The 13,247-nt window shown below is 64.3% G+C and carries 12 protein-coding genes; 9 read left to right on the top strand and 3 right to left on the bottom strand.

All coding sequences use genetic code 11. The features are described from left to right. The first annotated feature begins 23 nt into the window (after positions 1 to 23). From ABID26_RS36450 to ABID26_RS36465, 4 genes are all read left to right on the top strand, one after another. Positions 24 to 722, top strand: a complete 699-nt coding sequence (locus tag ABID26_RS36450; RefSeq protein WP_126097115.1) for an ABC transporter ATP-binding protein — start codon at positions 24 to 26, stop codon at positions 720 to 722. Continuing rightward, positions 722 to 3,265, top strand: coding sequence for an ABC transporter permease (locus ABID26_RS36455; protein WP_126097116.1), 2,544 nt, complete (start codon positions 722 to 724; stop codon positions 3,263 to 3,265). The genes ABID26_RS36450 and ABID26_RS36455 overlap by 1 nt, the downstream gene beginning before the upstream one ends. A gap of 230 nt (positions 3,266 to 3,495) precedes the next feature. After that, positions 3,496 to 4,236 carry a Bax inhibitor-1/YccA family protein gene (locus ABID26_RS36460; protein ID WP_126097117.1) on the top strand — a complete coding sequence of 247 codons (741 nt, stop codon included), beginning with the start codon at positions 3,496 to 3,498 and terminating at the stop codon, positions 4,234 to 4,236. A gap of 156 nt (positions 4,237 to 4,392) precedes the next feature. After that, positions 4,393 to 4,965, top strand: coding sequence for a GNAT family N-acetyltransferase (locus ABID26_RS36465; protein ID WP_126097118.1), 573 nt, complete (start codon positions 4,393 to 4,395; stop codon positions 4,963 to 4,965). 122 nt (positions 4,966 to 5,087) lie between these two features. Here ABID26_RS36465 and ABID26_RS36470 read toward each other — a convergent pair whose 3' ends face one another. From ABID26_RS36470 to acnA, 3 genes are all read right to left on the bottom strand, one after another. Beyond that, positions 5,088 to 5,474, bottom strand: coding sequence for a DUF2794 domain-containing protein (locus tag ABID26_RS36470; RefSeq protein WP_126097119.1), 387 nt, complete (start codon positions 5,472 to 5,474; stop codon positions 5,088 to 5,090). A 707-nt stretch (positions 5,475 to 6,181) separates the two neighbouring features. After that, positions 6,182 to 6,961, bottom strand: a complete 780-nt coding sequence (locus tag ABID26_RS36475; RefSeq protein ID WP_126097120.1) for a DUF1223 domain-containing protein — start codon at positions 6,959 to 6,961, stop codon at positions 6,182 to 6,184. A 351-nt stretch (positions 6,962 to 7,312) separates the two neighbouring features. Next, positions 7,313 to 10,003: an aconitate hydratase AcnA gene (gene acnA / locus ABID26_RS36480; RefSeq protein WP_292303772.1), complete on the bottom strand. Its 2,691-nt coding sequence runs from the start codon at positions 10,001 to 10,003 to the stop codon at positions 7,313 to 7,315. A 284-nt stretch (positions 10,004 to 10,287) separates the two neighbouring features. Here acnA and ccmA point away from each other — a divergent pair, with 284 nt between their 5' ends. From ccmA to ABID26_RS36505, 5 genes are all read left to right on the top strand, one after another. Continuing rightward, positions 10,288 to 10,896, top strand: a complete 609-nt coding sequence (gene ccmA, locus ABID26_RS36485; protein ID WP_126097122.1) for a heme ABC exporter ATP-binding protein CcmA — start codon at positions 10,288 to 10,290, stop codon at positions 10,894 to 10,896. Positions 10,897 to 11,089: 193 nt separating this feature from the next. Further along, positions 11,090 to 11,755: a heme exporter protein CcmB gene (gene ccmB, locus ABID26_RS36490; RefSeq protein WP_126097123.1), complete on the top strand. Its 666-nt coding sequence runs from the start codon at positions 11,090 to 11,092 to the stop codon at positions 11,753 to 11,755. After that, positions 11,755 to 12,138, top strand: coding sequence for an Imm50 family immunity protein (locus tag ABID26_RS36495; protein WP_126097124.1), 384 nt, complete (start codon positions 11,755 to 11,757; stop codon positions 12,136 to 12,138). Before ccmB ends, ABID26_RS36495 begins: the two co-directional genes overlap by 1 nt. A gap of 81 nt (positions 12,139 to 12,219) precedes the next feature. After that, positions 12,220 to 12,393 carry a heme exporter protein CcmD gene (ccmD, locus tag ABID26_RS36500; RefSeq protein WP_126097125.1) on the top strand — a complete coding sequence of 58 codons (174 nt, stop codon included), beginning with the start codon at positions 12,220 to 12,222 and terminating at the stop codon, positions 12,391 to 12,393. Then, a complete protein-coding gene (locus ABID26_RS36505) occupies positions 12,390 to 12,968 on the top strand; it encodes a DsbE family thiol:disulfide interchange protein (RefSeq protein WP_126097126.1) in 579 nt (192 codons plus the stop codon). The genes ccmD and ABID26_RS36505 overlap by 4 nt, the downstream gene beginning before the upstream one ends. Positions 12,969 to 13,247: the final 279 nt, after the last annotated feature.

Here is a 13,247-nt window from a genome sequence, read left to right on the forward strand (position 1 = left end):
CCACCATATAGGACGCTTTCATTGTGACAGAAGCCGTCATCGCATTGAGGGATGTCTCGCTGACGCTTGGCGAGGGCGCTTCCTCCGTCCATGTGCTGAAGGGCGTCAGCCTCGATGTGTCTAGCGGCGAGGCCACCGGCATCGTCGGCCCGTCGGGCTCCGGCAAGTCCACTTTGCTGATGGTCCTGGCAGGGTTGGAAAGGGTCGATTCCGGCACAGTGCGAATCGCCGGCGAATTGCTCAACGGCAAAAGCGAGGATCAGATTGCTTCGTTTCGGGGGCGAAACATCGGCATCGTCTTCCAGTCCTTCCACCTCATCCCCAACATGACCGCGCTCGAAAATGTCGCGGTGCCGCTGGAGCTCGCCGGCCACGCCGATCCGTTCGGGGTGGCCGCGCGGGAATTGGGAGCCGTCGGCCTGAGCGACCGTGTGACGCACTACCCCGGCGAACTTTCCGGCGGCGAGCAGCAGCGCGTGGCGATCGCCAGGGCGCTGGCGCCGTCGCCGCGCATCCTTATTGCCGACGAGCCGACCGGCAACCTCGACCAGGCAACGGGAAAGCAGATCGCCGACCTGCTCTTCGCCAAGGCGGCCGAGCGCGGCATGACGCTGGTGCTGGTCACGCATGATCCGGCGCTCGCGGCCCGCTGCGCGCGCCAGGTGTCGATGCGTTCGGGACGCATCGAGGACGCGCCGAGGCCGGTGAAGGTGCCGGCCTGATGCCCAGGACATTGAAGCTCGCCATCCGCTTCTCGCTGCGCGAGATGCGCGGCGGCCTTTCGGGCTTCATCATCTTCCTCGGCTGTATCGCGCTCGGCGTCGCGGCGATCGGCGGCGTCAATTCGGTGGCGCAGGCGATCACCGCCGGCGTCGCCAACCAGGGCCAGACGCTGCTCGGCGGCGATTTGCGCTTCCAGATCAACCAGCGTAGCGCTTCCGAAGCCGAGCTCGGCTTCATCAAGAGCCTCGGCACGGTCTCGCTGAATTCCGGCATGCGCTCGATGGCGCGGCTCGAGGACGGTTCGGACCAGGCATTGGTCGAAGCCAAAGCGGTCGACGGCGCCTATCCGCTCTATGGCTTCCTGGAGACCGATCCGCCGCTGCCCAGGAAGGAGCTGTTCGGCGAGAAAGCGAGAGTCTTCGGCGCCACCGCGCCCGACCTTTTGTTCGACCGGCTCAATCTGCATCTCGGCGACCGGCTGAAGCTCGGCGGCGCCACCTTCGAGCTGAGGGCCAGGCTGGTCAACGAGCCCGACGCGATCTCGGACGGCTTCGGCTTCGCGCCGCGGCTGATGATCTCGGACGATGGGCTTGCCGCGTCCGGACTGGTTCAGCCCGGCAGCCTGGTCGAGAACGCCTACAAAGTCCGGCTGCCCGACGGCGCCGGCGAGGCGCGGATCAAGGAAATCCAGGCTCAAGCCGCGAAGGAGTTTCCACAGGCCGGCTGGTCGATCCGCACGCGCAGCAATGCAGCACCCGCGCTTTCCTCCAATATCCAGCGTTTCTCGCAATTCCTGACGCTGGTCGGGCTGACGGCGCTGGTGGTCGGCGGCGTCGGCGTGGCGAACGCGGTGCGCGCCTATCTCGACGGCAAGCGCGGCGTCATCGCCACCTTCAAGAGCCTCGGCGCCTCGGGCGGTTTCGTCTTCACGGTCTATCTGGTGCAGATCCTTTTGATTGCCGGCCTCGGCATCGTGCTCGGCCTGATCCTGGGCGCCGCGATGCCGTTCGTGGCGAGCGCGCTTCTGCAGTCGGTAATCCCGGTGCCGGCGGAAGGCGGCTTCTATCCCGGCGCTCTCGCCATGGCTGCGCTGTTCGGCCTGCTGGTGACGCTGGCTTTCGCGCTGCTGCCGCTCGGGCGCGCCCGCGACGTGCCGGCGACGGCGCTGTTTCGCGAGATGGGTTTTGAAAGCCGCGGCCTGCCGCGCCTGCCCTATGCCGGCGCTGCTTTCGCGATCGTGCTGGCGCTGGCGGGGCTCGCCATCCTTTCGGCCGACGATCAGCGCATCGCCTCGATCTTCGTCGGCGCGACGGTCTTTGCCTTCTTGGTGCTGCGGCTGGTTGCGGCGCTGGTGCAATGGGCGGCCCGGCGAAGCCCGCGTGTGCGTTTCGTGTCGCTTCGGCTCGCGCTCGGCAATATCCATCGGCCCGGCGCGCTGACGCCTTCGGTCGTGTTGTCGCTCGGGCTCGGCCTGACGCTGCTGGCGACGCTGGCGCTGATCGACGGCAATCTCAGGCGCCAGATATCCGGCAGCCTGCCGGAGCGGGCGCCGAATTTCTTCTTCGTCGACATCCAGAGCAGCGATGTCGACGCCTTCGCCGCCCTGGTCGGGAAAGAGGCGCCTCGGGGAGCGCTGGTCAAGGTGCCGATGCTGCGCGGCCGGATCATGGCGCTCAACGGCGTCGGCGTCGACAAGGTGAAGATACCCGCCGACGGCGCCTGGGTGCTGCGCGGCGACCGCGGCCTGACCTATGACGCCAAGCAGCCGGAGAACGCGACGCTGACCGAGGGCACATGGTGGCCGCAGGATTATGCCGGCGAGCCGCTGGTGTCGTTCTCGGCCGAGGAAGGCAAGGCGATCGGGCTGAAGCTCGGCGACACCGTCACCGTCAACGTGCTCGGCCGCAATGTGACGGCAAGGATCGCCAATTTCCGCCAGGTCGAGTGGGAAACCATGGGCATCAACTTCGTCATGGTGTTCTCGCCCAACACTTTTGCGGGCGCGCCGCATGGCTGGCTGGCGACGCTGACCGACAGGGGAGCCACCACGGCCGACGACGCACGGCTGCTCAACGCGGTCACCCGCGCCTTTCCGGCGGTGACGACGGTCAGGGTCAAGGACGCGCTCGACATCGTCAACCGGCTGGTCGCCCAGCTGGGCACGGCGATCCGCGCCGCCGCGGGCGTGGCGCTGATCGCCTCGGTGCTGGTGCTCTCCGGCGCTTTGGCCGCCGGCAACCGGGCCCGCATCCACGATGCGGTGGTGCTGAAGACGCTCGGCGCGACTCGGAAAACGCTGATCGCCGCCTTCTCGGTGGAATATGTGCTGATCGGCCTTGCGACAGCGCTGTTCGCGCTTGCCGCGGGCGGCATCGCGGCATGGTTCGTCGTCGCCCATATCATGACGCTGCCGTCGCACTTCATGCCGCAAGTGGCGGTCGTGACGATCCTCGTGTCGCTGGCGGTCACCGTCGGCATCGGCCTTGCCGGCACGTGGCGGGTGCTCGGCCACAAGGCGGCGCCGGTGCTGCGCAACCTTTGATCCGGCGAGCGACGGAGCAGGCTCGACCTCGTTAAATCTTTGTAAGAATGCCGGCCGAAACGGCCAAAAACCGGCCTTTTGCCTTCTCACGAAGCGTTACGCCCCGTTACCGTCTTGTCCTTAACGTCAAGAACCATCATATTTCTGCGCAGGCATGCTGGAGTCCCGCCAGCGGCGCCTGGCTAAAGTGGCCTGTCACCGGACGGGGCAGAAGCAACAGAGGATTTCCAATGGCTGATCCCATTCGCAATTACCAGACGTCCGCCGCCCCCGGCGCGCGCGTCGATATCGATCAGGGCCTGCGGGCCTATATGATCAAAGTCTACAACCTGATGGGGCTTGGCCTGCTCATCACCGGCCTTGCCGCCTGGGGCGCGTTCCAACTCGCCGTCACCGGCGATGGCCAGCTGACCGCCTTCGGCCAGCTCATCTATGCAAGCGCATTCCGCTGGGTCGTCATCCTGGCGCCGCTGGCTGCGGTGATGTTCCTGTCGTTCAGGATCCAGTCGATGAGCGTGGCTGCGGCGCAGACCACGTTCTGGGTCTATGCCGGCCTTGTCGGCCTGTCGCTGTCGACGATCTTCCTCGTCTACACCGGCACCAGCATCACCCAGACATTCTTCGCCACCGCCGCCGCCTTCGGCGCGCTGTCGCTCTACGGCTATACGACCAGGCGCGACCTGACCGCGTTCGGCTCGTTCCTGATCATGGGCGTGATCGGCCTGCTGATTGCGATGCTGATCAACATCTTCCTGCAGTCGTCGGCGCTCGCTTTCGCCATCTCGGCGATCGGCGTGCTGGTGTTCGCGGGCCTGACCGCCTACGACACGCAGAAGATCAAGGAGATGTATTTCGAGGGTGACGTCGCGGACGTTGCCGGCCGCAAGGCGATCATGGGCGCGTTGAGGCTTTATCTCGACTTCATCAACCTGTTCATGTTCCTGCTGCAGTTCATGGGCGATCGCCGCTAAAGGCTCCTACGCAATTCCGGACGGAAAACCGTTAAGCACTTTTCCTGGAATTGCCTTGCTGGACCATAGATTTCGGAAAGGGCGGCCCAACGGCCGCCCTTTCCTTTTGCGCGTTCCTCTGCTGTTATTGAGGCAGGAAAACCAACTGCACAAATTATGAGCAATATCGCAATCAGAGTGGCCAGCGCAGCCGACCTCGACCGAATCACCGAAATCTATTCCGACGCGGTCAGGCACGGCACCGCGAGCTACGAGCTGGAACCGCCCAGCCGCGCCGAAATGGGCAATCGATACGACGGTTTAGCGGCCGGCAGCTTTCCCTATCTCGTGGCCGAAAAGGACGGCATCGTACTGGGTTATGCCTACGCCGGACCGTTCCGGCCGCGCCCCGCCTATCGATTCGTCGTCGAGGATTCGGTCTATGTCGCGCCCGAGGCCAAAGGCCAGGGCGTGGGCTTCCTGCTGATGCAGGCGCTGATCGATTCGGCACGTAAGGCAGGCTTCCGCCAGATCATCGCGGTGATCGGCGACGGCCACGCGGACAGCGCCTCGGTGCGGCTGCACGAGAAGCTCGGCTTCCGCCATTCCGGGCGCCTGGAAGGGTCGGGCTACAAGCATGGGCGCTGGCTGGACACGGTGTTCATGCAGCTGACGCTCAATGGCGGCGCGGAGCTGCCGCCCGATCCGGATTCGCTGCCGGAGCGGAGGTTCAGGCTTGGAGGGAAATGAGGAAATGGGAAAGGGGAATTGAGGAACTGAAGAATTGAAGAACTGAGGAAAAATGATTTTATATCAGGCGTTTAGCGCCTCTTTTCCTCAGTTCTTCAATTCTTCAATTCCTCAATTCCCCTTCACGCCTCGACCAGCTTCAGCTTGGGATCGAATACGCCGAGCACGCGGCCGAGTTCCTGGCCGCGCTTGAGGATGCGCCCACCGGCGGCGATGACCGCGAAGGCGCCCTGCCGGCGCGCCAGCTTCGGGTCCTTGACGATCTGGAACAGCGGCACCTCGCTGGCCCGGCGGAAGACAGAAAAGACAGCGCGATCAGTAAGATGATCGATCGCATAATCGCGCCATTCATTGGCCGCCACCATGCGCCCGTAAAGCCTCAGGATCTGGTCGAGCTCTCGCCGGTCGAAGCGCACCGGCTGGTCGAGGCGTGCGCTGCGCGCCTCATGCAGCGGGATCAATATTCCGGATGCTTCCCCATCCTCCGCCCCGCTGCTGTGATCAGTCATGCCGCGATCCTTCGATTGAATCTGCACCGGCCAAGGTTCGCGCTTTCGCGGCCGAATTGCAAGGGCCGGCTAACCAAGCGGGGCCTGCGCGGTTTCCGAAAGGTCCAGTCACGTTTGCAAAACGCGTGTTGGAATTGGTGATGCTCTGCCACATTCTCGCCATAAATTATCCGCGCTCATGCCCCAATGTCCGACGAGTTTACCCGCGTTGCCTGAGACGGTTCGGTCCGGCACCGGCTCGTAAACCCCAAGCCCCCCGCCCACGGGTCAGCGTCGGATCGAACCAACCTCGGTTTTTCCTTGGAAAAATCAGGTGCGACGATCCCAAAACCTGAATGACCGGCGTCAGAAGCAAGCTGACGCCGGTTTTTTATTGGCGCGGAGCTGCCTGACAGGTGCGGTGGCTCGCTCAGACGGGTCGTTCGATGTCATAGCGGGGGCGGCAAATGTCGTCTGTAAGCGCTGCCCCTCATTGCCCTGCCGGGCATTTCTCCCCGTATAGTGACGGGGAGAAAGACGCCGTCATCGATGATTTCGCCGACCGCAGGCATTGCAGGATAAGCGTCAGCGTTGCGGCCGTCTCCCTTCTCCCCGTCACTATACGGGGAGAAGGTGCCGGCAGGCGGATGAGGGGCAGCACGAAGTTCCGATATGTAAGCGCTGAGGTGCAGCTGCTTATAAAACGGCGGCACCGGCTTGGTCAGCTGTCACGGCTTGCGAATAAAGGCGGCGCCGAGGATCGGACCGGGCATGCCGTCCTTGCCGACGGACTGCAGCAGCACCGCGCAGCCGCCCTTCTTGGCGATCTCGCTCATCGGCAATTCGTAGCGCTGCGCCTTGCCGTGCCACATGCCGGCGGTCTGGATGTCGGAGACGGCGTTCCAATAGGTCAAGCTGCGGCCGCTGTTCTCGCCCTGGCCGATCTTGACCATCTGCGGCGGATCGAAATAGACGATCACCACATGGGCGTCGCTCGGGCCGTTGCCGGCGTCGCCAGCGTCGATCATGACGCGGTCGCTGGTGCGGCTCACCTTGATGCCGACCCGCATGCCCTCGCCGACCCTGTCCATCCGGGCCAGCGCGCCGTCGACGTCCCTGCGGCTGGCGCCATTGACATGGCTGCGGCCATTGATGACCGCCTGCGGCGTGTACACGGAGCGGCTGCCGAAGGCGCGCATATAGTCATACTGCCGGTCGGTGTTTTCCTTGTTGCTCAGCGTGTCCTGCCAGCCCAGATAGTCCCAGTAATTGACGTGGTAGGCGAGCGCGACGACGTTTTCCTTGGCGGCCAGCTCGGCGAAGAATTCATCGGCCGGCGGGCAGGAACTGCAGCCCTGGCTGGTGAAAAGCTCGACCACGCCCAAGGGCTTGTCGGTTTGGGGCTTGTCGGCCTGCGGCTTCTCGGGCTCGCTTGCCAGCGAAGCGCCGGCAAACGTCGAAACGGCCAGCGCAAATGCCGCAAGCCGCAATGGTCCTCGAGATGCCATGACTGTTCCAATTCCCGCCGGTGACGCCGGCCTTGTTCTGATTGCTAAAATATGTGGCAGAACGGACAGTCAACGGGAAGTCACGTTGCGGTGAAATTTTCGTCGCGACCGCAGGTAAGGCGACGGCAGGAGAGGCCACTGCATTTTTCGAGGCGGTTCGATTTCGAAACCGCATCACCACCGTGTGGTAAACTCTCCTGATGCCGGCCGATCTCTATTGCGAGCCAACCGGATCAGGACTTCAGGCGGGCCGGCTAATGCTTGGCGGGCGGTGGTTTGATTAGCCAGTAGGCAGTAGGCAGTAGGGGGTCTTTCCCTACTGCCTAAGCCCTACCGCCTACTGCCTCGCTGCTACGCAGCGAGATCGCGCAGGACGTATTGCAGGATGCCGCCGTTCTTGAAGTAGTCGAGCTCGTCCAGCGTATCGATGCGGCAGACGATCGGCACGTTCTTCACCGTGCCGTCGCCATAGGTGACCTTGGCCACCATCTTCTGGCGCGGCTTGATCGAAGCCAGGCCGTCGATCTCGACCAGCTCGTCGCCCTTGAGGTTGAGGGACGCCCATGAGGCGCCGTCCTCGAAGACGAAGGGGATGACGCCCATGCCGACCAGGTTCGAGCGGTGGATGCGTTCGAAGGACTGGGCGATGACCGCGCGGACGCCGAGGAGATTCGTTCCCTTGGCCGCCCAGTCGCGCGAGGAGCCGTTGCCGTATTCGACGCCGGCGAAGATGACCAGCGGCACGCCTTCCTGCTTGTATTCCATCGCCGCGTCGTAGATCGACATCTCCTCCTTCGAGGGATAGTGGATCGTGTAGCCGCCCTCGCGGCCGTTCTCGCCCAGCATGTGGTTGCGGATGCGGATGTTGGCGAAGGTGCCGCGCATCATCACCTCATGATTGCCGCGCCGCGTGCCGTACTGGTTGAAGTCGGCAACGCCGACGCCATGCTCGGTGAGGTACTTGCCGGCCGGCGAAGCGGCCTTGATCGAACCCGCCGGCGAGATGTGGTCGGTGGTGATCTTGTCGCCGAAGAGACCCAGCACGCGCGCGCCCTTGATGTCGCCGACCTTGCCGAAGCTGCGGCCCATGCCGGCGAAATAAGGCGGGTTCTGCACATAGGTCGAGCCGTCGTCCCAGGCATAGGTCTGGCCTTCCGGCGCCTTGACCTTCTGCCAGTAGGCGTCGCCCTTGAAAACGTCGGCATATTTGCGGGCGAAAAGCTCGCGCGTGACGTTCTTCTCGATGAACTCCTGGATCTCGGCCGAGGTCGGCCAGATGTCCTTGAGATAGACCGGCTTGCCGTCGCTGCCCTCGCCCAGCGGCTCGGTGGTGAGGTCCTTGGTGACGGTGCCTGCCAGCGCATGCGCCACCACCAGCGGCGGCGAGGCGAGGTAGTTCGCCTGCACGTCGGGCGAGACGCGGCCTTCGAAGTTGCGGTTGCCGGACAAGACCGCGGCGGCGATCAGGCCCTTATCGTTGATGGTCTTGGAGATCGGCCCCGGCAGCGGGCCCGAATTGCCGATGCAGGTGGTGCAGCCGAAGCCGACCAGGTTGAAGCCGATCTGATCGAGTTCCTTCTGCAGTCCGGATTTCTCCAGGTATTCGGCGACCACCTGGCTTCCCGGCGCCAGCGAGGTTTTCACCCACGGCTTCTGCTTGAGACCGCGCCGGTTGGCGTTGCGGGCCAAAAGGCCGGCGCCGATCAGCACGCTCGGGTTCGAGGTGTTGGTGCAGGAGGTGATGGCGGCGATGACGACGTCGCCATGGCCGAGGTCGTAGGGGGCGCCTTCCACCGCATAGCGCTTGGAGATTTCGGCGGCTTTCTTGTATTCGGTTTCCATCGCCTTGGCGAAGCCGGCGGGAATGTCCTGCAGGGCGACGCGGCCCTCGGGACGCTTCGGGCCGGCCATCGACGGCACCACGTCGCCGAGGTCGAGCTCGAGCAGGTCGGTGAAGACCGGATCGGCGGAACCTGCGTCGCGCCACATGCCTTGCGCCTTCGAATAGGCCTCGACCAGCGCGATGCGGCCCTCCTCGCGGCCGGACATCGTCAGATAGCGGATGGTCTCGCTGTCGACGGGGAAGAAGCCGCAGGTGGCGCCATATTCCGGTGCCATGTTGCCGATGGTGGCGCGGTCGGCCAGCGTCATGTTGGAAAGGCCGGGACCGAAGAACTCGACGAACTTGCCGACGACGCCCTTCTTGCGCAGCATCTGGGTGACGGTGAGCACCAGGTCGGTGGCGGTGACGCCTTCCTTCAGCTTGCCGGTGAGGCGGAAGCCGATGACTTCCGGCAGCAGCATGGAGACCGGCTGGCCGAGCATCGCGGCCTCGGCCTCGATGCCGCCGACGCCCCAGCCGAGCACGCCGAGGCCGTTGATCATGGTGGTGTGCGAATCGGTGCCGACGCAGGTGTCGGGATAAGCGGTGGTCTCGCCATCCTCATTGTTGGTCCACACCACCTGTCCGAGATATTCGAGGTTGACCTGGTGGCAGATGCCGGTGCCGGGCGGCACGACGCGGAAGTTGCGGAAGGCCTGCTGGCCCCATTTCAGGAACTTGTAGCGCTCCTCGTTGCGCTCATATTCGAGCTCGACATTGCGGGCGAAGGCCATCGGCGTGCCGAACTCGTCGACGATGACGGAGTGGTCGATGACGAGGTCGACCGGCACCAGCGGATTGATCTTTTCCGGGTCGCCGCCGAGCGCCTTGATGCCATCGCGCATGGCTGCGAGATCGACCACGGCCGGCACGCCGGTGAAATCCTGCATCAGCACGCGGGCCGGCCGATAGGCGATCTCGACGCCGGCGGTGCCCTTATCGCTCAGCCAGGCGGCGACCGCCTGGATGCTATCCTTGGTGACGGAGCGGCCGTCTTCATTACGAAGCAGGTTCTCCAGCAGCACCTTCATCGAATAGGGCAGTTGGGCGATACCGGTGAGGCCGTTCTTCTCGGCCTCGGCGAGGTCGAAATAGACATAGTCCACGCCACCCGCGGTCAGGGTGCGGCGGCATTTGAAACTGTCGAGGGATTTTGACACGTGCGATCCGTCCTTGTCTGTTCAGCCTGAAAGGGAACGGACGCCGATGGCATGCAATCACGCGCAAAGGTGCGGGTACGGCCATTTCCGCTGTCCGCTCCCAAGCAACCCGAGCCGTTCAAGGCGGCGCGTGCGCTGGTTCGGCGCTAACTCTTCTCCCGCGCCGACCGCTGGCACGGATGAACCGCATATAGAGAATTTCCTGGAATAGTTCTAGACAGTCGAAAAGCAAATTTGTGCGATGCGGCGGCGGCCGCGAAACGGTGCTTTCGGGACGGGCAAGGATGCGGCTGATCGCCGAAAATCTGGGCGGCGAGCGCGGCGGCGAAACGGTCTTTTCCGGCATCGGCTTCGCGCTCGAAAAGGGTGAGGCGCTCGTCGTGACCGGGCCGAACGGCGCCGGCAAATCGACGCTTCTGAGAATCATCGCCGGCCTGCTGCCGGCGAGCGACGGAAAGGTAAAGATCGAGGGCGGCGGCGAAGCGTTTCCCTCGGTCACTTCAGCCTCGCATTATCTCGGCCATCTCAACGCGATGAAGACGGCGCTGAGCGTCGAGGAGAACCTGAGCTTCTGGCGCGCCTTCCAGGGCGAGCCGGCTTTGAGCGTGGAGGAGGCGCTGGAGACGGTCGGGCTGGGAGGACTCGGACACCTGCCGTTCGGTTATCTTTCGACCGGGCAGAGGCGGCGGGCGTCGATCGCAAAATTACTGGTCAGCCGGCGGCCGATATGGCTGCTCGACGAGCCGACGGCGGGGTTGGACAAGGCGTCGGAGGGGCGGTTCGCGGGGTTGATGAGGGGGCATTTGGCGGATGGGGGGATTTTGGTGGCGGCGACGCATCTGCCGCTGGGGTTGGAGGGGGGAAAAGCGTTGAGGATGGGGGAGATCATTTGATGTCGGCGCGAGGCGCCCCCCTCTGTCCTGCCGGACATCTCCCCCTCAAGGGGGGAGATCGGCAGTTCGGGCGCTCCGCTAGCCTTGCTACCTTGGAGATTGGCGAAGGCCGGAATGACATCCAATCTCCCCCCTTGAGGGGGAGATGGCCGGCAGGCCAGAGGGGGGTGCCTGGGCGCGGGCATCTCAAATCATGCTAGCCCTCTTCCTCCGCGACATCCGCCTTTCCATCCGCGCCGGCGGCGGCGCTTTGATCGGCGCGATCTTCTTCCTCGCCGTCATCGCCACCATTCCGTTCGGCGTCGGCCCCGACCTCAACCTTTTATCCCGCATCGGTCCGGCGATTCTCTGGATCGCCGCGCTGCTCGCCTGCCTGCTCGGGCTCGACCGGTTGTTCCAGGCCGACCGCGAGGACGGCTCGCTCGATCTGCTCGTGCTCAACAACGACCGCCACATGCTGGCGCTGACGGTGCTGACTAAATGCCTGGCGCACTGGATGGGCAGCGTGCTGCCGCTGGTGATCGCGGCGCCCTTGCTCGGCCTGTTCATGAACATGGAGCCGGTTGCGATCGGCGCCACGGCGCTGACGCTTCTCGTCGGCACGCCGGCCATCACCTTCATAGGAGCCGCAGGCGCGGCGGTAGCGGTTTCGCTGCCGCGCGGCGGGCTCTTGATCTCGGTGCTGGTGCTGCCGCTCACCATCCCGGTGCTGATCTTCGGCGTCTCGGCGAGCTACGGCGCGGTGGCCGATCCGGCGCCGTTCCTGCAGCCATTCCTCATTGTTGCCGCGCTGACGCTGTTTCTTGCCGTGGTCGGGCCGCTGGCGGCCGCGCTGGCACTGCGTCACGGGACGGATTGATGTGGCCGCTAAGAATCGAGAACTCGATCTTCCTCCAAACCATCTATGGCCACTATCCGGATTTGTCTTCCGTCGAGATTACCTCGGCCACGATGGGCCGCGACGGCCCAATCATGCACCTGTCCTTTATCTCGACGGTATTGCCTTACCGGCCGCCAGCCAAATGGGGAGCGTTCAATGCTGTGTCGTTCGGATTGGAATTCCTCGCGGTCGAGTCAATTAGTCTGCGTAAATTCGAGAGCCATGGGATGAGTTCGATCAGAATGTGGGATGATGCAGGCAAGATCCTGCTGACCTGTGAGGGCGCAGTGAGACTATCGCTAACATCCGAGTCGATGCGCGTCGGCAGCATCTCAGGGTTCTTGCAGACGCAGCCTTTGTGACCGCAAATCTGCCGCACGCGTCGTTCATTGCGGCGGAAGACCGGCACGACTATTAGAATGCGATAAGTGATTGATCGAGAAATGAGCGCACACGCCCTCTATGTCACCGCGGCCTATGCCATCACGGCGATCGTGCTGGCGGGGCTGATCGGCTGGATCCTGCTCGACCAGCGGGCGCGCAAGCGCGAGCTCGCCGCGCTCGAGGCCGCCGGCGTACGGCGCCGCTCGGACAAGGCCGGGACGACGAAGCCGTGAGCAGCGAGACCCAAACACCGGCGCCTCGCCGCCGCCTGTTCGTGATTTTGCCGCTGCTGGTTTTTCTTGGGCTGGCCGGGCTGTTCCTGTCGCAGCTTCTGTCCGGCCGCGACGTCTCGGAAATCCCCTCGGCCCTGATCGGGCTGCCGGCGCCGCAGACCAACCTGCCGCCGCTCGAAGGCGCGAACCTGCCGGGGCTGGAGTCAAGATCCTTCGTCGGCAAGGTGACGCTGGTCAACGTCTTCGCGTCATGGTGCGCGCCGTGCCGGGAAGAGCATCCGGTGCTGCTGGCGCTGGCGCAGGACAAGCGCTTCACGCTTGCCGCGCTGAACTACAAGGACGAGCCGGAAAATGCCCGTCGTTTCCTCGGCGATCTCGGCAATCCCTACCAGGCGATCGGCGTCGATCCGGCCGGCCGCGCGGCGATCGACTGGGGCGTCTACGGCGTGCCGGAGACCTTCGTCGTCGGCAAGGACGGCAAGATTGCCTACAAGCATGTCGGGCCGCTGACGCCGGAATCGGCGAGGGACCTGCTGTTGCCGCAGATCGAGAAAGCGCTGGCGGCACCTGGTTAAGGCGACCCCCTTACGTCGTCATTCTAGGGCGGAGCAAGGAGCGAAGCGACGCGGCGCAGACCCTAGAATCCATTCCGTTACATTGGCCGAAGGATGCGGCGGTCCAGAATTGGCGCTTTTGCGCGCGCGTCCTGCATCGCCGTGACGCTCGGAAGTCACGGAATGGATCCTCGGGTCAAGCCCGAGGATTGTTTGAGAAGGATCGGGTAGTTTGGCGGCCGGGACTGCAGGCCCATCACAGCCAGCAGTCCCGGCGGCAGGCGACCGTCCTAAGGACCG

The sequence above is a fragment of the Mesorhizobium shonense genome (assembly GCF_040545255.1).
GTDB lineage: Bacteria > Pseudomonadota > Alphaproteobacteria > Rhizobiales > Rhizobiaceae > Mesorhizobium > Mesorhizobium shonense.

Coding starts and splice junctions, on each gene's coding strand:
- ABID26_RS36455 (WP_126097116.1), top strand. CDS start 722: ATGCCCAGGACATTGAAGCTCGCCATCCGCTTCTCGCTGCGCGAGATG.
- ABID26_RS36460 (WP_126097117.1), top strand. CDS start 3,496: ATGGCTGATCCCATTCGCAATTACCAGACGTCCGCCGCCCCCGGCGCG.
- ABID26_RS36465 (WP_126097118.1), top strand. CDS start 4,393: ATGAGCAATATCGCAATCAGAGTGGCCAGCGCAGCCGACCTCGACCGA.
- ABID26_RS36470 (WP_126097119.1), bottom strand. CDS start 5,474: ATGACTGATCACAGCAGCGGGGCGGAGGATGGGGAAGCATCCGGAATA.
- ABID26_RS36475 (WP_126097120.1), bottom strand. CDS start 6,961: ATGGCATCTCGAGGACCATTGCGGCTTGCGGCATTTGCGCTGGCCGTT.
- ccmA (WP_126097122.1), top strand. CDS start 10,288: ATGCGGCTGATCGCCGAAAATCTGGGCGGCGAGCGCGGCGGCGAAACG.
- ccmB (WP_126097123.1), top strand. CDS start 11,090: ATGCTAGCCCTCTTCCTCCGCGACATCCGCCTTTCCATCCGCGCCGGC.
- ABID26_RS36495 (WP_126097124.1), top strand. CDS start 11,755: ATGTGGCCGCTAAGAATCGAGAACTCGATCTTCCTCCAAACCATCTAT.
- ccmD (WP_126097125.1), top strand. CDS start 12,220: ATGAGCGCACACGCCCTCTATGTCACCGCGGCCTATGCCATCACGGCG.